Here is a 19,054-nt window from a genome sequence, read left to right as displayed (position 1 = left end):
CTGCCATTCGCGAGTAGTCGTGCGCCGCCGGAAAATAGTCGGCCGCCGCCATTGCCTGGCCGGCCAGTTCGTGGGCCCGATCGCCCTCTCGAAGGCCGGGTCGCGGTTCTCTGCCGGCGGGCTACGCATCCATGCGCCGCACCGGCACCGTGCGCCGCGCGCTTCCCCTCACGGCTCATGCCGCCTGTGTCAGATAGCGGATACGATCTTTGCGCATGAGCTGGTCCGCAATCGAGGCCCGGAAGTCGGCAAGTCCGAAATGGCGGAGGTCTTCGTTGAAGTCCTCCGTCTCCGGCGACAGCACGATTGCCTCGATTCCGGCGTCCGTCGCGCGCTCGAGCAGGTTGTCTCGGGCACCGTCACCGGCCGGATCGTTGTCGCGGATGACATAGAGCCGCTGCAGGTTCGGAGGGAACAGGATGGCAGCAAGATGGGCTGCCGAGAGTGCTGCCGCCATCGCCATGTCGGGCAAGGCGCATCTGAGAGATAGCGTCGTCTCGATGCCTTCGCCTGCCGCCATAACGCTGCCGGGTACGCCGAAGCGGACGGCATGACCGAGAAGGTCGCCCATTGCCCGACGCGGTGTGTCGACGAGTGCCTTGCCCGTGCCGTCCGGTGCGAGCCAGGTGCGGTGCGCGCCGGTCAGATGTCCATCGAGGTCGGTGACAGCGGCGATCATCGCCGGCATGGTCTCGGTCGGTCCACGATCGTCTGGCCGGTAGTAGCAGTGTGGATGGAACTGCAAGGCTGCGGTTCCGTGCAAAGTCGTAATGCCACGTCCCAGCAAATACGTTTCTACGAGGGTTCCGATAATGGGCTTCGACATGGCGAGCAGTCGGCGAGCTGCTTCCGGAGATCCGATCGGAGTTGGCAGGCGCGTCGTCGCCTCTTTAGGCCGTAGTGGCTCAGAAGGCGGTATGGCGAGGAAGGCCCGCGCCTCGCCGACCACGTCCTTGAAGTCGACGAGAGCCAAGGATTCACGGATGACATCGAGCAGGTCGCCATGCTCGCCGGTAGCGGCGTCGGTCCATTTGCCTGGCGGTCCCTTCGGGGATGGCTGCAGACGCACGAACATCGAGCGGCCCGGCGCATTGCGGACGTCGCCGACGGTCCAATAGTTGCCCTGGCGACGGCCATTGGAGAGGTAGTGGCGGCACACCGCCTCGGCATATTCGCCGAGGCGGTGTGCGAGGTCGGATGCAGCATGACGCGGAATCATGCAGCCTCCCGCTCACTGACCCGCTCGATTGGGAAGCGGTCGAGCACGCGCTCCAGCACGGCGAGCCCGTTGGCGTCGATCGGCACGAACATCCTGAGCTTCCACGAAATGATCTCGTGGAAGAGACCGTAGCCGGTGAGGCGTTCGCGCATCATGTCGGTGAAGCCGGACAATTCGATGCGCCATGCGCCCATGACGCGGCTGCGGCGAAGCTGGAGATCCTCGGCAAGATCGAGGATGGTCGAGCCGTCCATCAGAGCCGCAAACGCCTGCTCCGGCGATAGCGCAACCACGTTCGTCGCAGAGGCGTTGGCGGCCCATGCCGGCGAGACGCGGCGGCCGATGAGGCGCTCGCCCTCGTCGGTCTGAAGTCGATAAACGCGGGTCGACTCGCTGGGCAGGCGCTTCCAGATCGGCAGCAGCAGGCCGGTGACCATGTGCAAGACCGAGTCCGAAAACTCCGGCACCCCGGCGATTTCGGCCGTCCAGGCAGTTATGAACGCCTCGCGGTCGGCCTCTACCCAGCGTGTTTCGGCCATGGCCTTAAGCGGCATGTTCTGGCCTTCCATCGGCCGGATCAGGCGGACACGTCGCTCAACCTCGCCATCGTCGAGCATGACGCTGGGGGTCGGGATCTGCACGGCGGCGCGGCCCGATTGCTCGTTGATGAGCAGTAAGGCACGCGGATCGCGAAGGTGATGGAGCGCCGCATCGATTGTGACTGGCCGATTGCGCTTGCGTTCGGTGATCGTGAGAAGGCGCGTTTCGGCGCCGGTGCGCGGATGGGTGTAGATCACCTGCCGATCGGTGACGACGAAGTTTTCGGCCTGCAGGGTCTCCAGCCCGGCATCGTAGGTGCCTGACGCGATCGCGCCCTCGATGCGCGCCGCCAGCAGTTGCTCGAAGGCACCGAACAGCACGCCCTGCAACTCGATGGTCAGTGCGAGCAGGCGATTGAGGAAGGTGGTGATCGGCGGCAACTCGTCCTTGATGCCATTGGCATCCATCAGCTTGAGACCCGTCGCCGCTTCGAAACGCTCGAGCGAGCAGCCCTCGACCTTGCCGCGTACGATCAGCAGATAGAGTTGCCGTAGCGCATCGCGGGCATAGTGGCTTTCCAGATTGTCCTCTGGTCGGAACAGGCCCTGGCCGCCCGCCTGGCGCTGGCCGCGCGTGATTGCGCCGAGCGTATCGAGCCTCCGCGCGATCGTCGAGAGGAAGCGCTTTTCCGCCTTCACATTGGTTGAGATCGGCCGGAATAGCGGCGGCTGCGCCTGATTGGTGCGGTGCGAGCGGCCCAGGCCCTGAATGGCGGTGTCGGCCTTCCAGCCGGCTTCGAGCAGGTAGTGCACGCGCAGGCGCCTGTTCCGGGCCGAGAGGTCGGCATGGTACGACCTGCCGGTGCCACCGGCATCGGAGAAGACCAGAACGCGCTTGTGATCGTCCATGAGGGCCTGTGCCTCGGCTAGGTTGGCCGAGCCGGCGCGGTTCTCTACGATCAGGCGCTCGCCCTTGCGGACAATGCGCCGCGAGCGGCCTGTGACTTCGGCCACGATGTCCGTGCCGAAATACTGGACGATCTGGTCGAGCGCGCCGGGGACAGGCGTCAAGCTGGCGAGTTTGGCGATCAGCTCGTCGCGCCGGGCGACCGCCTCGCGGCTCTCGACGGGCTGGCCATCGCAGTAGACCGGGCGCGACGACAGATTGCCTTCGGAGTCGGTGAAGGGCTCATAGAGCTGCACCGGGAAGGAATGGGCGAGATAGTCGAGGACGTATTCGCGCGGCGTGATGTCGACTCGGACGTCGTTCCATTCCTCAGTCGGCAGCTCGGCCAGCCGCCGTTCCATGAGCGCCTCGCCCGTCGAGACGATCTGGACAACGGCCGCATGGCCCTCCTCCAGATCGCGGGTGATGGAGCGGATCAGGGTCGGCGTCTTCATGCTGGTCAACAAATGACCGAAGAAGCGCTGCTTGGCGCTTTCAAAAGCGCTGCGCGCGGCCGACTTGGCCTGGGCATTGAGCGTGCCGGTGCTGCCAGTGATGTTGGCCGCCTGCATCGCCGCATCGAGATTGTTGTGGATGACGCCGAAGGCCCCAGCGTACGCGTCATAGATGCGGACCTGTTCGGGCGTCAGCTCATGCTCGAGCAGTTCGTATTCGACGCCGTTGAAAGAGAGCGAGCGGGCCGTATAGAGGCCGAGTGCCCTGAGGTCGCGTGCCAGCACTTCCATCGCCGCCACGCCGCCGGCCTCGATCGCCTCGACGAACTCGGCGCGGGTCGAGAATGGAAAATGCTCGCCGCCCCAGAGGCCGAGCCGCTGGGCATAGGCGAGATTGTGCACGGTGGTGGCGCCAGTCGCCGACACATAGACGATGCGGGCATTCGGCAGGGCGTGCTGTAGCCTCAGGCCGGCACGGCCTTGATGGGAGGGAGCGGCGTCGCCGCGTTCGCCCTTGCCGCCACCGGCGTTTTGCATGGCGTGCGCCTCGTCGAAAATGATGACCCCATCGAAATGCGGACCCAACCATTCGACGATTTGTTTGACCCGCGAAACCTTCTCGCCGCGATCGTCTGAGCGTAGCGTGGCATAGGTGGTGAATAGGATGCCTTCCGCCAGCGTGACCGGCCTGCCTTGCGGGAAGCGGGAGAGCGGGGTGACCAGCAAGCGCTCCATGCCGAGCGCGGACCAGTCACGCTGCGCATCCTCGATGAGCTTGTCGGACTTGGAGATCCAGACCGCCTTACGACGGCCCTGCATCCAATTGTCTAGGATTACGGCGGCGGATTCGCGGCCCTTGCCTACCCCCGTACCGTCGCCGATCATGAAGCCTTGCCGGAAGCGCACGGCACCCGCGGTGTCATCGGCCGCGGCGCTAACCACGTCAAAGGTATCGTCGAACGTCCAGGCGCCGGCGAGATACTCGGCATGAGCCTCGCCGGCATAGATGACGGTCTCGAGCTGCGCGTCGGAGAGCAGGTCAAGGACGTTCTTCGGCAGGCGCGGCCGGTAGCTCGGCTTGGGTGGCGCCACCGAGGCCATGGCCGCCGATTGAACGAGCTGGGTGGGGTGAGCCCGCGAGCCGGGGATGCGGATCGCCTGAAGCTGGTAGGCCTCATAGATGGCGTCGCTGATCTGACCCCCCTCGGCCGCCTGCCAGTCGACAGCCTCATAGGCGAGGTCGATGGCTTCCGGTTCGGCGATCGACATGCGTGGCGTGGTTCTCGCCGAGCGTTTGAGATAGCCGTGCACGGTGCGGGGAGCGGCGACCGCCGATGCCGCGCTCGAAACGGCGGCCATCACGACCGGCGGCCGCGCGGGAAGGCGCTCCTCAATCCACGTGAGGAGCGTTGCCGCATCCGGAGCGATGCCGGGAGCATCCGGGAAGACGGTGGGATCGTCCGCCGGCAGCTTGTCGATGACGGTGAGGCGTGTCGGAAAGGTCGTGCCATGCTTGGCGTAGGCCGAGCCGTCGATGGCGGCGGAGAAGACGACGCGGCCACGTTCCTGCAGGCGAGTGAAGGCCGGGGTCCAGGCCGGACTGTCGGCCGCGAAGCTCGCCCCAGTGATCGTCACCAGCCGCCCACCGGGCGCAAGGCGCGCCAGCGCCGAGGCGATGTGCCGCAAGGCCGCGTCGGCCATGCGGCCCTCGACTTTGGCCAGGACCGAAAAGGGCGGGTTCATCAGCACCACGCTCGGCACGGCGCCGGGATCGAGATGGTCGTCGATTTGGGCGGCGTCGAAGCGGCTGGCGGAGACGCCCGGAAAGAGACACGAGAGAAGTGCCGCGCGCGTCTCGGCAAGCTCGTTGAGGATGAGCGAGGCGCCGGCTATCTCGGCCAGGATGGCGAGCAGCCCGGTGCCGGCGGAAGGCTCCAGCACACGGTCGCCGGGCGTGATGGCGGCGGCCGTTGCGGCGACCAGGCCGAGCGGAATCGGCGTCGAGAACTGCTGGAAGGTCTGTGCTTCTTCGGACCGGCGCGTATGCGTCGGCATGAGCCCTGCGATCTTCGACAAAGCGGACAGCCGTGCAGCCGGAGATTCGGCTTTGCGGAAGAGCGCCTTTCCGTACTTGCGGAGGAAAAGGACCGTTGCGGCCTCGCAGGCATCGTAGGCCTGCTTCCAGTCCCAGGCGCCGGCGGCGTCGGAGGCGCCGAATGCGGCTTCCATCGCCGAGCGCAGCTTTGTCGCGTCGATGCACCCGCCGCGTTCGAGACGGGGAAGCAGCAGGCCGGCGGCGGCGAAGATAGCGCCGGCTGCACGGGTTTGGGCGAGCGGGAGCGGCGCGGCGCTCTCTCTGGACCGCACGGATTCAAACCCATCCCGGCCCGCCTCTCCCTCTCAGGTCCCGCCGAAGCTAAAATGAAACAAGCGCCCCGCCATGAGGTGGAGCGCTTGCCGGTATCAACCGATCTCGATCATATTCCGCCGTCAGGCTCCGACTTCTGTAGGAAACCTTTGGCGTCGTCGGGATCGGGCGGTAGGTAGGCATCATAGGGATTGCCGTCGGCAAGATGACCGAACGGCGTGAACACGTAGTCCGCGCCCTCCCGCCCGACCGCGCAGATTACATAACGCCGCTGCCCGGTCGCCGCGTCGGCGCATTCCATCAACGCGAGGTTGCCGTCGCTGGCGGCACGAAGCAGCGTCTGGAAGTTGCTGCGGGCATGGTCGGGAATGCTCATGGCAAGTCCTTCGCATCTCCGGGTTCAACTGGATCGCGGGCGCCCGCGAGGATCGCTTCGCCGCGCGCGATCGCCCATTCTGCCTTGCCGAGCCACCCCAGCGGCGTCGGTCGGCGGGCCTTAGCATCGCCGACAATGATCTTGAGCAAGCCCAGCATGAGTTCGAATTGTGCGGCCTTGCGCTGCACCGCTTCCCCAAAATGTGCAGGAACCGGAATGGCCTGTCCGCGATAGGCGGCCTCGGCTCCTTCCCAGATGCCGGTGACATGGGATTCGCCGGAGGACTCGTAGTCCTCCTTCTGACCGGACCAGTCATTGTCCTCGATGGCGAGCCGGCAGGCGGCCTCAGGCGTGTCGGCCGAATAGGTTGATTGCCGGAAGACCGGCAGATGGTAGGTGGTCTCGATGGTAAATTCGGGCATCGTGCCGCTCCTGAAAAACAATGGCCCGGCACTCGCCTCCGAGCCGGGACCTTGGTGTTTTGAGGGTTTGCTCTATGCGCGCGGGTGTGACGCTATGCGGCTCACGCTGCCGCCCTCCCCTCGACGACATCGGCGCCGACCTCGTCGGCGGTGACGTCTTCAAGACGCGCATTGCAATATCCGGTCTTGGCCAACCAGAGTGCCGCCGCCTCCCGGCTCTCGGCGAGGTACAGCAACTCGTCATCGTCGCCGATCTGCTGCAAGACCCGAACCATGCCGATACTGGGCTGCTCGACGATCTTGAAGCAGAGGTCGCTGTCGACCGAGTGGGTGCGCATAACGGTCACGAGGATGATGCCGCCGGAGGAGAAGTTCCCTTCGTTGAGCGTGATCGCGGCCGGTGCGCTATAGGTCGGACGGTCGCGCGGAGGTGCCTTGCGGACCAGGCGGCCGAGGCCGTTGCGACGCTCCCAGTCCGCGAGCTTGCGGGTAAAGCGCGCCGGCGGTTTGGGCGTGCCGTCGGAATAGCGGATCAGCGAACCGAGCGGGGCGTTGTCATAGACGATGTGGGCGGACATCGATGTCTCCTGAAATGAAAAAGGCCCGGCGGGGAGCCGGGCCGTGAGGTGAAGGGGAAAGGGGCGACCGGAGCCGCCCCGTCGATGGGTGCTATTCGGCAGCGACCGCGTGAGCGATGACCTCATCGGCTGCAGAGGAGTCGTCTTCGTCATCGCCGGCGAGGAATTCGGGCAGGTCAGGTTCTTCGCCCTCGCCCGGCTGCGCGGGCGGTGCGTCCTGATCGATCAGACGGAGCGGTTCGGGTAGCCAGCCACTATCGGCAAGGAGGCGTTCGGCCTCCTTGGCCATGTCGCCCTTCTTGAGGTGGTCAATTAGTTGAGCAGCCTGCTCGCCGACGCCCTCACGTATGGCTTCGAGGATGCGGGACTTGGTGACCCGGCCGAGATAGTTCTCGACCGTCGGACGCCAACCCGCACCCACCATGTCGAGCCCGGTGGCGTGGGAGAGCCGGTCGGCTTCGCGCAAGCGCTGCTCCAGCCCGTGCTGGGAAACGCCGCTGCCGTAGGGGTTAGGCCGCTCGAACAGCGCGTTGATCCCATAGCTGACGCAATGCGCCAGCACCGCCTGCCGGCCGGCTTCATCGAGACCATCGAGCCAAGCCCATAGGGTCGCGTCATCACCCAGTGGAATGCCGCCCTTCCATGCCTCGTGGCGATCGTCGACCGCCTTGGCCGCAGGGCTGTCCTTGAGGCCGGCGTCCTGAACTGGCAGGTGGATATGCCGGACGAACGCCTCGACGCAGCCGGTCGAAGACCTATGACCGAAGGTGTCTAGGACCAGCCGATGCAGCAGCGCCGTGATGGCCACATGCGGGTTCTCGGCCACGGCATTGCGCAACGCCAGCGTTCGATGCGCGGTGAGCTCGACCATCAGGCGCTCGGGCAGCGGCTTGATGCCGTCACCCTCGTCCTCATCGGGCTCGGACGTTTGCGCGCCGATGGTGATGGTGGCGCGGCGAACCGAAGGATCGTCCCTGCCATCCTCGCTCTCGGTTGCGTTGCCTGGCTCGGCGGAGTCGCGGTCGACCGCCTGCATGGCTTCGTCATCGGGGCGCACATGGCCCCGATCGACGACGAGATCGCCATCACGATCGATGCTGATGAAGGCACCGGCGCGGGCGATCTCGGCCCGATCGTAGTTCATCGGCCGGCTCTCGAAGGCCTCAAGCGCAGTCTCGATCTGACCGAGGCGCTGATCGACATCGTCGGGGAGTTCGTCGGATTCGCCATACTCGGCTTCCAGCCGATCGTACTCCGCCCGCAGGGCTTCGCGTTCCGCCCGCTCCGCGTCGGTCAGATCGACGGGGGTGCCGGCCAGTGCCCGCAGACCGTGATTATGGCCATAAGGCAGATCGGCATCGACCACGATCCACTTCCAGCCCTCCGCCGCGATCTCGTCGGCGATCGACTTCAGCCTGTCGCGAACCAAGCGGTCGAGCAGAGCGGGGTCCTGCAGCCATCCGCCATTGTCGGCCTCGAACAGGTCACGCAGCACCACGCCGCCGGCAGCGACATACGCGTCGACACCGACGAACAGCGCCCGGCGATCGCTTGCCCGCACAGTGGTCTCCGTCAGCAGGCGCCGGATCTGCTGCGGCTCCTTCGACCAGGAGTTTTCGAGTGCCTCCCAGACCTCCTCCTGACGGGCGTGATCGTCGGTCACGGTAAAGGCCATGAGTTGCTCGAGCTTCATGCCATCCTGCTCGTAAACCTCCTGTAGCTTGGCCGAAACCCTGGCCAGCCTCAGGCGCTGCTGCACGAACGCTGCGGAGACGAAGAAGCGTGCCGCAATCTCCTCATGGCTGGCGCCCTGGTCATGCAGGGTTTGGAAGGCGCGAAACATATCGAGCGGATGTAAATCTTCGCGCTGAAAATTCTCGGCCAGCGAATCCTCCTCGATCGGGACCGCGCTGTGGGCGTCGCTGACGACGCAGGGAACTGGCTCGGTCTTGATCATGCGCTTCTGCTTGACCAGCAGTTCCAGCGCGCGATAGCGGCGCCCGCCAGCCGGCACCTCAAACATGCCGGTCTCATTACCCTCGCCATCCAGCACTGGCCGGACGTTGAGGCTCTGGAGCAGGCCGCGCCGTGCGATCGAGGCGGCGAGGTCCTCTATCGTTTCCCCGCGCTTGATACGCCGGACATTGGACTGGCTCAGCATCAGCTTGTTGAAGGGGATGTCGCGCGAAGCGTTGAGGGTGATCTTCTGCTTGACGGTAGCCATTGGGATTATCTCCGCGACGGGCAGCCGAGACTCTCTCGACCTCCAAACCCGTCAAAAAAGACGGGCGCAGCCCTCTCACTCTGAAGACTGCGCCGCACACCGAAGATCCGGAGGGGGACAGGGCCCAGCAGGCGCTCGCGCAGTTCTTCGGTGAGATCATGCCGCCCTCCTGTCGATCTCGGCCTCATCGGCGTCGGCCAGGCCTGCCCTAGAGCCTTTCACGTTTTGACGGAAGCGTATCCGGCGTTTTCGAAGTAGTTCTTGCATTCGGCTGCCTCGATTGTTTCGACGAGGTGGCCGATGTGGCGCCACGTATCCTCGACGGTTCGTTTCTGAGCCTGGCGCATCCAGTGTTTGATCTTGGCGAAGGCCTGCTCGATCGGATTGAGGTCTGGAGAGTAGGGCGGCAGATACCAAAGCCTGGCGCCGGCAGCCTTGATCATCTGCCTGATGGCTGCCGACTTATGACTTCCCAGATTATCCATGACGACGATGTCGCCAGGCTTCAGAACGGTGACGAGCTGCTGCTCGACATAGGCACGGAAGCATTGGCCGTTGATCGGGCCGTCGAAGACGCAAGGAGCCGCGAGCCGATCCCAGCGCAGCGCGCCAAGGAAGGTCAACGTGCGCCAGTGGCCGTGCGGAGCCAGGCCGCGCAGCCGTTTGCCCTTCGGCCCCCAACCTCGCAGCGGAGCCATGTTGGTCTTGATCCAGGTCTCATCGATGAAGACCAGGCGCTGCGGATCGAGGCCGGTCTGCCAGGATCGCCATCGCTGGCGCCTGCGGGCGATATCAGCGCGCGCCTGCTCAAGGGCGAACAGCGTTTTTTTTGAAGCTCAGGCCCCTCGCGGCGCAGGAACAGCCACACCGCATTGTGCGAGACTTTGACCCCGCGCCCGGCCAACTCATCCTTCAGACCGTACAGCGTCAGATGCGGCGTCTCACGTATACGCGCCTCGATGAAGGCACGGTGCGGCTCCAGCACTCTCTTGCGGTGTCCACCCATCTTGCCCGGTGCCACCGAGCCGGTCGTCTCATGGCGCTGCAACAGCTTTACCGCGGCCGAAACCGAAATGCCGAACCGTTTGGCGGCAGACCGGCGGCTTTCACCACTCAAAACCGCCGCCACAACCCGCTCGCGAAGGTCATTGGAAAGAGGTCGGGTCATCAGATGCTGGCCTCCACTCCAGCCAGCATCTTGAATCACAAAACAGACAAATCGGGAATCCCCTTCGATTCCATCAAGCCGTGAACCGCTCTAGCTGCACGGTCAGGTTGCGGTAGCAAGGCAAGCAGCCAGTCGGCGGCCTTGCTCGCCTGGCTGGCGGCCCGCACGATGGCGCGGTTGTCCTCGCGCAGCACCTCGAGCCAGGAGCCGAGATAGTCGGCATGGCGCACCGTCGGCACGATGCCAAGCGAGGCGCAGCAGAAGGCCGCGTTCATCTCTGCGACCAGTTCCTCGAACGCATATTTCTTGGTGCCGAACGAACCGCCGAGATTCCGGCCGAGCCGCGAGGCATGACCGGTGGCGTGCCCCATCTCGTGCAGCGCCGTGCGGTGCCAATTGATAGGCTCGAAATAGGCGGCCGGCGGCGGCAGCCGCACATAGTCCTGTGCCGGATCATAAAACGCCCGGTCGCCACCGATGCGGAAGGCGATGCCGGTCGCCTTGATGAGGGCCTCCACCTGGGGCTCGATCTGGCCGGGCGGCGGCGGTGGCGCGGGGACCTCTACGTCCCTCGGCAAACCCTCGCACTGGGCGGCATTGAAGACGGTGTAGCGCTTGAGGAACGGGATTGCCGCCGCTTCCTCGCCGGCCTCCACAGCGCGCTTCTTTTCGTCGTCGGGGACAAAACGATCAGCATAGACGATGGTCGTGCCGTGCTCGCCTTTCATGACGTTGCCGCCAAGCGACAGAGCCTGCCGGAAGGTGATCCAGCCCTGGCTTGGAAAGCCATGCTCGACCACGGCGCCCCAGAGAAGGAGCACGTTGATGCCGGTGTAGGCTCGGCCCGTGGCGGCATTTTTCGGCACGGCCAGCGGCGCCTTCGCTGCTACGGTGCCCCAGGGCTGAACCCAGGGGAAGCGGCCTGCTTCCAGTTCGGCGATGATCTTGCTGGTGATATCGTCATAAAGGTTCGTCCGGTCCGCGCCGGCGCGAGCGTTGCGGTGATTTCTGGACATCGCGGTTCTCCGCGACGGGCGGCGGAGGCCTCTCCTCCAAACTCTCAACCCGTCACGGCAAACCGGTCCGCACTCTCACTCTAGACGGCGTTGCCGGGCCTCCCGCAGAAGGAGGGACGCTCTCGAATTTGGGCAAAGGCGGTCCGCGCCAAATCGGCAAATGTCGCTAACCAATTTAGTATGGTTATCGCTACCGGACTGCGTGGCGGATGCGGTCGGTAAGCGTTTGTTCGACGTCGAAATAGCCCTCCCAGGCCTCGGGCAGCTGAGCCCGCGCGGCGGCGGCGAAAACATCGAAACCGTTGGCGCTTTCGCAGCTGGGCAACTCCTCCCAGCTGACGGGCACCGCGCACGACGCCCCCGCGCGTGCCCGAGTCGACCAGGGACAGATTGCAGTAGAGCCCTGGCCGTTGCGCAGGTAATCGAGAAACATTCGGCCCTTGCGCTTCGCCTTGCTCATATTGGCGACGAAGCGCGACGGATCTGTACGGGCCAGTAGTTCGGCGAAGTCTTGGCAGAAGCCCTTTACCTCGTCCCAGTCTGCCTCCGGGACGAGTGGCACGACCACATGAACGCCCTTGCCGCCGGACAGCAACGGCCACGACTGCAGTCCAAGCGCTTCCAGAATGCCCCGAATGTCGAGGGCTGCCTGCTTGACGGCAGCAAAGCCCAAGCCCTCGTCGGGGTCGATGTCGAAGATCATGCGATGCGGCAGATCCGGCTGTTGGCGCAGGCTTCCCCAGATGTGGAATTCGAGCACGTTCATCTGGACGCCTGCGATCAGCCCAGCCAGGTCATCGACCCACAAGATGCGGCTTTCCTTCCCGGACATCTTCTCCAACTGGCCGTCATGGATGGCCTTGGGCATGCCCGGCAGTCTGTGCTTCTGAAAAAAGGTCTGCTGCAGCTCGCCATCGGTATCGCGCACCAGCGAAAGCGGCCGATCCTGGATGTGCGGCAGCATCTTCTCGGCGACCACGGCGTAGTACGCGGCGAGCGTGGCCTTGGTCACCTTGGTCCCGGGATACATGACCTTGTCTGGATGCGTCAGCTTGACGCCGACAGCTGCGGCGATCTCTTTGCCGATTGCCGGATCGAGATTGGCGGAGCCAAGAGTTGCCGGCGTCTTCGGCATTTCCATCACCACCTGGTCGGCTCGCTTGTCTTCGCGCATGCCCTCAAAGCTTGGATGCCGCAAGCTGCCGTCCGGTGTCACTTCGGCATAGGTAACATCGGCAACAAGCTTGGGCTTCAGCCACCGGGCACGGCGGGCAATGTCTCTCGGAACGGAGACGAAAGCCGGCTTCTCAACACGGAGCGTCTCGAGCTTCGCGAGGATGTCCTTGCGCATCGCCGCGGTGAACCCCGTGCCGACGCGGCCGCGATAAATGAGCTGGCCATTGTCGTAAGTGCCGAGGATCAACGAGGCCATGCCACGTCCTGTGTCACTTGGGCGGTAGCCTCCGACGACGAATTCCTGTCGCTTCGTGCACTTGATCTTGAGCCAACTCCAGGTGCGGCCGCCGACGTAGGAGCTGTCGGCGCACTTGGCGATGACGCCTTCGTGGCCGCCCTCGCACATGGCGTCGAACACCCTTCTGCCCTGGTCGACGATGTGGCTGGAGAATTGCAGGCTGTCGTCGGGGCGACGAGCGCCCAGCAGGGACTCAAGTCGCGCCTTGCGCTCGAGGAGCGGCTGGTCCGACAGATCTTCGCCATCGAATTCAAGCAGATCGAAGGCGTAGAACTTGAGGGGCATCCCCGCGGCAATGCCGGTTTTCAGCATGGAGAAGTTCGTACGGCCCTGGCTGTCGATGGCGACGATCTCTCCATCGATCAGCACCGCGCCTTTGGTCAGTCTCTGAAGCGGCGGCAAGATGACCTTGAACTGTCGTGTCCAGTCGTGGCCATTGCGGGTATAGACGACGACGTTCGAGCCGGAGATGGCGACTTGGGCACGATAGCCGTCGAACTTCATCTCGAAGAGCCAATCTCCGCCCACCGGTATTTCGTCTGTCAACGTGCAGAGCTGGAAGGACCGAAACTCCGGCAGCGGATATGTAGGGATAGATTCTGAGTCTCTGCGCCGTGTGCGCCTTTTGCTAAGGGTGCCATCTACAGCCGACATGCGGAACTCGGATACATAGTCCGATTCAATACCCTGCCTGGGATTCGGTTCCGCCCAAGCATCTCCGCGCCGGCGACCGTCGGCGCTCAAAGGAAAGAACGGCGTATAAGCCGCAGTCCTGCGCGCGTCCGCAACAGCGGACGATTGTCGCGCGCAGGACGGAGGAAATTCGCCCCCGCCGCGGGCGGTGAACGGGACAGCCGTAGGAGCGTCAGCATAGCGCCGGCCGCAGGACGGGACGCGGGACCGACTGTCCCCGTCCGCGGCGGTCCGCATGTTTGCGTCGAAGCCTACCGGCTGAGATCGGGCGCATTTCCGGTTCCCGACAGTCGGCTGCTGATCGTCGCAAAAGCGCTTGGATTTGCCAGCACCAGCGCCGAATTGATCTGCAAGAAATCGATCAGGTTTGCATCCCTTCAACCCTCCTCAATTGCGTGGCAGCATGTGAATTTCCAGCCTGACAGGCCCTCCCCTGTCACAACTCGTGCAGAAAAGCGCTCGCTCGATCGAACTGAACAGAGCGCCTTTTCCATAGCGCTGGACGAGGCCGGCAGGTTTTACCGTTGCATGGTGCGAACAAGATCTGCACCAGGCTCGCAACACATGCCACTCGCGAAGATCGCCGAGCGCCACATCCAGGCCGGCGTGAACGCTGCCATCAATGATGGTCTGCGGCGGGATCTTCACCTCGCCTGGTGTCAGGATTTTCTCCATCACATGCCGGCTGTTGTAGTGGATCAGCAACATGCCCGGCCGGCGCCGGATGGCAGCTTGCCATGCGGCCTGACTCACCGTTGAATCGGGGGAACGCGAAATGGTTTCGGATAGGGTCTGCTCGTCGCGATCCCAGACCTCGATCCGAAAATTGTCTTCCGCGGTTTTTCCCATAGCTTCGCCGGCCAGCGCGATTGACGCCGAGCCATGGTCCTTTGCTGCTCCAGATCACGCTGAAATAAGGAACATATTCCTCTCTCGTCAAGGGCGCTCTTGACTCTGTGTTCTCTTTTTGTTCACTATTGCAGAATTAGCCATAGGAGGCGAACCATGGAACTTCGCTTGGACATTAAGGACGCAACACCCCAGGAGCTCGCACGCGGCATCGCGGCAGCCGAAGCAGTGTTTGCACGCGCCGACATCACGGCTTTGCAAGGCGCGGAAGGCCTTTTTGCGTTGGAAGGCTGGGATATCAAAGGCTTTCCAGAAGACGACAAGCCGACCGAGGACGAGGACCGAGCCGCCACGGTTTGGTTGGAAGCGGATGAGGCTGCGACGGCGGCATGTTGCGCGGGCTGGCCGGCGGAAAAAGTTCCGCACCATCAGGTCATGGAACTGATCAATGTCCCCCGCACGAAGCTGCAAGCCGAGGCGAGTCCAGACACCTGGCCGGAGCGGAAGCAGCTCTATCCTGACGTCGTCAAGCGGCTGGAGATCACGACCGGCCCGGACCGCCAGATCGATTTCGATATTGCCTTCGTTCTCGGCTGGGTTCCCGAGCGGCCTACGCTGGATCGGGTCGAGCCGCTTTCGGAAGATGGAGACCGTATCCCCTTCTTCACCAGCGACCTTGCCCAGGTCGAAGAGATGGCTCGCAAGGCGCTCAAGGACTGGACAATCGAAATCGACCGAGATCCCTATGATGCCCACGTTTTCGACCCGGCGGCCAGTGATGACGGTGATGAATTGCGCATGGCGGCATGGCGTGATTTCGACGGCTCCTTGCATATGGAGAAGCCGCCGGCAAATCCTGCAATCGCGCTGACGCTGGCAATGATGCGGGGCCAGTCAATGCATTTCGAATAGTGGTCAAGCGCAGTCGGGGCTCACCTACGTCATCGGTGATCGACCGCGACTGGCCACACCGGCGACGATCCAGCCATTGTGTGCCGCTTCTTCTACTACACGCTTACAATTTAGGTGACAGCTGCCAGAAGTGGCGGCTTCATTTGCGAATGATCCATTGGATCATGCCGGTGTCAACGTGGGCGTCGTTCGTGAGTTCGCGCACCATCGCCGTGGCGTGTTCAGCCCATCGCGCTTCTGGTATCAGCAGTTCGGCGACTGATGCCTTGAAAGCGCTTCGCAGCCCATGGAAATCGAGTGCTGACACGGGATCGAAGGGGGTAGCGTCTTTCATCTCATAACTCCCGGCAAGGGGGGAGTACGCTGACACTCTCAAGCGCCAGCGCCCGTACAGTGGCCAGCGACGGCTCAATGATGCGCTCTAAGCCGTCGCTTAGCGAGTCATTCCGTAGCCAAGCCACGTCACGAGTGCCGTAACCTCTTATTGGCGAGGGGACGCTTCCACCAATCCCTTGCCAGAACGTATATTAGAATTCGGTCTCGATCAGTCCTTGCAGATGTATCCGCCTACCTGATAGCGTGCGCCGGGGCTTTCTGTAGGCGAAATGCTAGACCGGATCATAGCTTCAACCACAACCAACTTGCGGCACTTTAATTTTCCTGTTCCGGACAACGTCATAGACGCTGTGCATGGGTATCTCGACCGCTGCGCTCCCGGACGCATCATTTCCACTTATTCAGCAGCTCAGTCGGTGCGGGACAAAGCTCCGGATTGCGAGCTATCAGACGATCAGATCGAACGGTACATCGTGTTGTGCGCAGTCGATCAGGGGCTTGCGGTGCATTTCGATCGCAGAGGACGCCCCCTGGAGCCTTACTCAAGTCTGAGTAGAAGCCACTGGCACCTCGTACCCATCTGGAATGTGAAAGCGCAAATGCGATTGCTAGACGCCCCATTCCGCGGCCATGCAGGCAACCTATCAGCGACTCCGCCTTCTCTATGTGGGGTTGTACCTCTTGGTTCAAGCATGCACTAGTTGTGGCCGACGGCGGGCTGCCTGGGTTTGGCAGGTGGCTGTAGTCTGCCGTCGCTGCGGCCACCGCACCTTTTCGTCGCAGGGCGCACGGGTGCAAAACACATCGAGTAGACACTTCTGCATGCGAGCCATGTCCGATTGTGCGTTGCAGCATATGCGGAACCAGATAGTTTGAGCTGGTCGGCCGTCTAACTCCTCCCAGATGAGACCCGACAACCCGAAAGCGGTGCACCTCCTCCCGCGCCGTGATCGAAATCGAGCCCGCTGCCACCTCCTCCCGGCAGCGGGCTTTTTCATTCGCAACCAAGCACGCGAATGCAGCGAATTTTGCTCTTGAAAAGCTGCTTTTGGTGGTCTTACAAATCCCCCATTGCCCATGTAGCGTGTGAGGCAATTGCGATGGACGGCTCAGTTCAGCTCAACCAGAATCCAACCCTTATGGAAGTGATCGAAGCCTGAGGCGAATGGTTTGTTCGCGTGGTCGAAGACAGCAACAAAGATAGCCGGTCACTTGAGTTGGAAGCCTGCGCCCTAGCGTTCGCAGAAGGCCAGCGGATTCTCCTGAACTACGCGAGTTCGTACGATTGTAGACGGTCGCAGCCATAGGGCGCATAGTTCGCCCCATGGAACAGCCGCCCGAACCCGGTGCCGCAAACGACAATGGGAAATCAGAGGATCACCTCGCCGCGGTGACCACGACACTACACTCCATCCTAAGCGGGCTCGATGCACCCGCAGAGTTGCTGCCCGTTTTGGCCCGCGTCCATCCGTCAGCTAGAGGAGCGCCGCCGGAGTGGCCTACACGGTGATCTGGTACGGGAAACACGGCATCGTTGAACAGACGCCTTTCGATGCCGAGAAAGAGGCGCGGGACTTTGCGCTAGCCAGCTTCGACGAGCGGCAGCATAATGACGGTATCGTCGCCGTCGAAGTTCGCAAAGCGGACGGCAAGGTTGTGTTTAGCAAGGCCGGCGGCAAATAGAATTACGCGTGGCCATTCTCTGGTCTGTCCTGGTGCCGCTTCGCATCTGAGGAGCTTTCCTCGGATCCATTCGCACGGGGCAATTGTTCGAAAAGGGATGACTATTAGCTAATCTTGGTCCACCAAAACCGGTGGGTTCCAACGCCGTCGCTCAGTCGCCGTACGCCTGACCAACCTATTCGTGCCCCGACTGCGGGTAAGCCGTCGAGCGGATTGAGCGCGCCTGGTGCGCGCGGAAGGCCGCAATATAGCCGACGAACTGCAGCACCAGGATCAACGCCCTCGGCGTTGGTCTCCGCGAAGCCGAGCCCGTCGACCATCTCGCCGGGCGAGAGACAGCCAAAGGCCGGCACGGCCGCTTGCCGTGGAAGTGCAATTGGAAGACCGTTCGGTGTTCGAAAATCCTTAGCAGATAGTGATATTGTTGGTTCTTGCTGAAGAAACCCACTACGGCTAGCCGTCCCGCATAATACGAACTGTTGCCCGCTCAAATGCCGGAAGACTGAGCCAATGATAGCCCGAACGCTCATCCCATGTTCGATTGTGGCCCTGGTGCTCCTTCCGGCGATGTCGGCGCCGGCCGCTTCCGCTGGTTGCGCAGTCGGAAGGTCGGACAAGCTAATCTTGCTCGACTGGTCCGCCCAACCCACAAAAAAGGGGCCGACCATAACGTTCCGGCTGAAAAGCAATCTTCAAAAGGCTGTGCGATCAATCAGTGCGACGCTCGTTTTCGACGACGCTCGCGGCAATAAGTTGGCTGAGTTACCGCTCAGCCCTGGCCTGAAGATTGTCGCGGGTGTCGAAGGCGCCGAGGACGATGTGATACTCGATCCTCGGATGAACACCGAGCTCCAGGCTGCGGGCGTGAAGGCAACAATTTGCACACGCTACGTGGAGTATACTGACGGAGACTTCGAGGAGTTCTAGACCCGGGACGCGCCGAACCTTCCAGCTTATGCTCGGGCGCCGTCACATTCGCAGCGTGTCTTACAAACGATCGTTTTCCGGGCATGGTGCTCGAAGATGCTGATACGCTATTCGACGCACCGGTGCCGAAGGAGAGCGATAGCGCGCTCGTCGGGACCCCCACCCGCGTGGTTCAAGTGGCGGGGTTGGTTCTAAATATCAGGATGCGTTCCCCTGGCCATCGGCTTGTCGAACGCCGCCGAGTGCTTGCCCCAAGCGATCAAAGCAGTTTTGAAGGACGAAGACTCAAGCGGGAGAGCGTTTATGGTCGGCCACGGACGAACTCGGAATTGATGAATGAGCCTCGACGAGATCACTCAAGCGACCGTCGCATTTATCCGGGCGCATGAAGCGTGGGGCGTTCCGCTAGTCCTTGTGCTGGCTTTCGGGGAATCGCTTGCGTTCATCTCTTTGTTATTGCCTGCGACCGTGATCCTGATCGGCGTCGGCTTTCTCATCGGCGAAAGCGGTATCGCGTTCTGGCCACTTTGGCTTGCTGCCGCTGCCGGGGCGGCTTTGGGAGACTGGCTGTCTTTCTGGATCGGTACGCGTTTGGGAAACAGGGTTTCGCACTACTGGCCTCTGTCGCGCTATCCGAACCTCATTCCGCGCGGTCACCTCTTCTTCGAGCGATGGGGCGTGGCCGGCGTGTTCTTCGGGCGCTTCTTCGGCCCCCTGCGCGCATCCGTGCCATTGGTCGCGGGCATCTGCGAGATGCCCGTCCTGACCTTCCAGATCGTCAACGTCGCCTCGGCGATCCTATGGGCGACAGGCATACTGGCCCCAGGCGCTTTCGGCCTCAAATGGCTGCAGCAGTGGACGTGACTGAC

The 19,054-nt window shown here is 63.0% G+C and carries 15 protein-coding genes and 1 pseudogene; 4 read left to right on the top strand and 12 right to left on the bottom strand.

From position 1 onward, the window contains the following. Window positions 1–175 precede the first annotated feature (175 nt). From NKI66_RS03240 to NKI66_RS03195, 10 genes are all read right to left on the bottom strand, one after another. Entirely contained in the window at window positions 176–1,216 is a 1,041-nt protein-coding gene (locus NKI66_RS03240) for a DUF7146 domain-containing protein (RefSeq protein ID WP_502900922.1), read from the bottom strand. Next, the gene (locus NKI66_RS03235) at window positions 1,216–5,526 is read right to left on the bottom strand and encodes a strawberry notch-like NTP hydrolase domain-containing protein (RefSeq protein ID WP_352750797.1); all 4,311 of its coding nucleotides are present in this window, start codon (window positions 5,524–5,526) and stop codon (window positions 1,216–1,218) included. The genes NKI66_RS03240 and NKI66_RS03235 overlap by 1 nt, the downstream gene beginning before the upstream one ends. Before the next feature lie 110 nt (window positions 5,527–5,636). Continuing rightward, window positions 5,637–5,903 (bottom strand): DUF6117 family protein, encoded by a 267-nt coding sequence (locus NKI66_RS03230; protein ID WP_352447728.1) that lies wholly within the window; start codon window positions 5,901–5,903, stop codon window positions 5,637–5,639. Further along, window positions 5,900–6,346 (bottom strand): hypothetical protein, encoded by a 447-nt coding sequence (locus NKI66_RS03225; protein ID WP_352750795.1) that lies wholly within the window; start codon window positions 6,344–6,346, stop codon window positions 5,900–5,902. The genes NKI66_RS03230 and NKI66_RS03225 overlap by 4 nt, the downstream gene beginning before the upstream one ends. 80 nt (window positions 6,347–6,426) lie before the next feature. Next, the gene (locus tag NKI66_RS03220; RefSeq protein WP_352750793.1) at window positions 6,427–6,903 is read right to left on the bottom strand and encodes a UCP036055 family protein; all 477 of its coding nucleotides are present in this window, start codon (window positions 6,901–6,903) and stop codon (window positions 6,427–6,429) included. Window positions 6,904–6,994: 91 nt separating this feature from the next. Then, window positions 6,995–9,127: a ParB/RepB/Spo0J family partition protein gene (locus NKI66_RS03215; RefSeq protein ID WP_352750791.1), complete on the bottom strand. Its 2,133-nt coding sequence runs from the start codon at window positions 9,125–9,127 to the stop codon at window positions 6,995–6,997. 218 nt (window positions 9,128–9,345) lie between these two features. After that, window positions 9,346–10,295, bottom strand: a protein-coding gene (locus NKI66_RS03210) for an IS630 family transposase (protein WP_352750790.1) whose coding sequence is annotated in 2 segments (ribosomal slippage) — window positions 9,346–9,957 and window positions 9,960–10,295 — 948 coding nt in all. Because the reading frame shifts where the segments join, the coding sequence is not laid out codon by codon here. 35 nt (window positions 10,296–10,330) lie between these two features. Continuing rightward, entirely contained in the window at window positions 10,331–11,311 is a 981-nt protein-coding gene (locus NKI66_RS03205) for an ArdC family protein (protein WP_352750789.1), read from the bottom strand. 190 nt (window positions 11,312–11,501) lie between these two features. Next, a complete protein-coding gene (gene ligD, locus NKI66_RS03200) occupies window positions 11,502–13,529 on the bottom strand; it encodes a DNA ligase D (protein WP_352750787.1) in 2,028 nt (675 codons plus the stop codon). A gap of 336 nt (window positions 13,530–13,865) precedes the next feature. Further along, window positions 13,866–14,327 carry a hypothetical protein gene (locus NKI66_RS03195; RefSeq protein ID WP_352750785.1) on the bottom strand — a complete coding sequence of 154 codons (462 nt, stop codon included), beginning with the start codon at window positions 14,325–14,327 and terminating at the stop codon, window positions 13,866–13,868. 156 nt (window positions 14,328–14,483) lie between these two features. Here NKI66_RS03195 and NKI66_RS03190 point away from each other — a divergent pair, with 156 nt between their 5' ends. Further along, window positions 14,484–15,239: a hypothetical protein gene (locus tag NKI66_RS03190; protein WP_352750784.1), complete on the top strand. Its 756-nt coding sequence runs from the start codon at window positions 14,484–14,486 to the stop codon at window positions 15,237–15,239. Between the two features lie 139 nt (window positions 15,240–15,378). Here NKI66_RS03190 and NKI66_RS03185 read toward each other — a convergent pair whose 3' ends face one another. Further along, the gene (locus NKI66_RS03185; protein WP_352750782.1) at window positions 15,379–15,573 is read right to left on the bottom strand and encodes a hypothetical protein; all 195 of its coding nucleotides are present in this window, start codon (window positions 15,571–15,573) and stop codon (window positions 15,379–15,381) included. Window positions 15,574–17,069: 1,496 nt separating this feature from the next. Here NKI66_RS03185 and NKI66_RS03180 point away from each other — a divergent pair. Then, window positions 17,070–17,258, top strand: a complete 189-nt coding sequence (locus tag NKI66_RS03180) for a hypothetical protein (RefSeq protein ID WP_352750780.1) — start codon at window positions 17,070–17,072, stop codon at window positions 17,256–17,258. A 206-nt stretch (window positions 17,259–17,464) separates the two neighbouring features. Here NKI66_RS03180 and NKI66_RS03175 read toward each other — a convergent pair. Then, window positions 17,465–17,623, bottom strand: a pseudogene (locus NKI66_RS03175) (chromate transporter); the annotation flags it as partial. Between the two features lie 259 nt (window positions 17,624–17,882). On the opposite strand from NKI66_RS03175, the gene NKI66_RS03170 reads away from it, so the two are divergent. Further along, the gene (locus NKI66_RS03170) at window positions 17,883–18,185 is read left to right on the top strand and encodes a hypothetical protein (RefSeq protein ID WP_352750779.1); all 303 of its coding nucleotides are present in this window, start codon (window positions 17,883–17,885) and stop codon (window positions 18,183–18,185) included. A 336-nt stretch (window positions 18,186–18,521) separates the two neighbouring features. Beyond that, window positions 18,522–19,049, top strand: a complete 528-nt coding sequence (locus NKI66_RS03165) for a DedA family protein (protein ID WP_352750777.1) — start codon at window positions 18,522–18,524, stop codon at window positions 19,047–19,049. The last annotated feature ends 5 nt before the right edge of the window (window positions 19,050–19,054 follow it).

Source organism: Mesorhizobium sp. M0518 (assembly GCF_040321125.1).
Classification (GTDB): domain Bacteria; phylum Pseudomonadota; class Alphaproteobacteria; order Rhizobiales; family Rhizobiaceae; genus Mesorhizobium.
The sequence above is the reverse complement of the archived record's forward strand: the minus strand, read 5'-3'. Positions and strand labels throughout refer to the sequence as shown.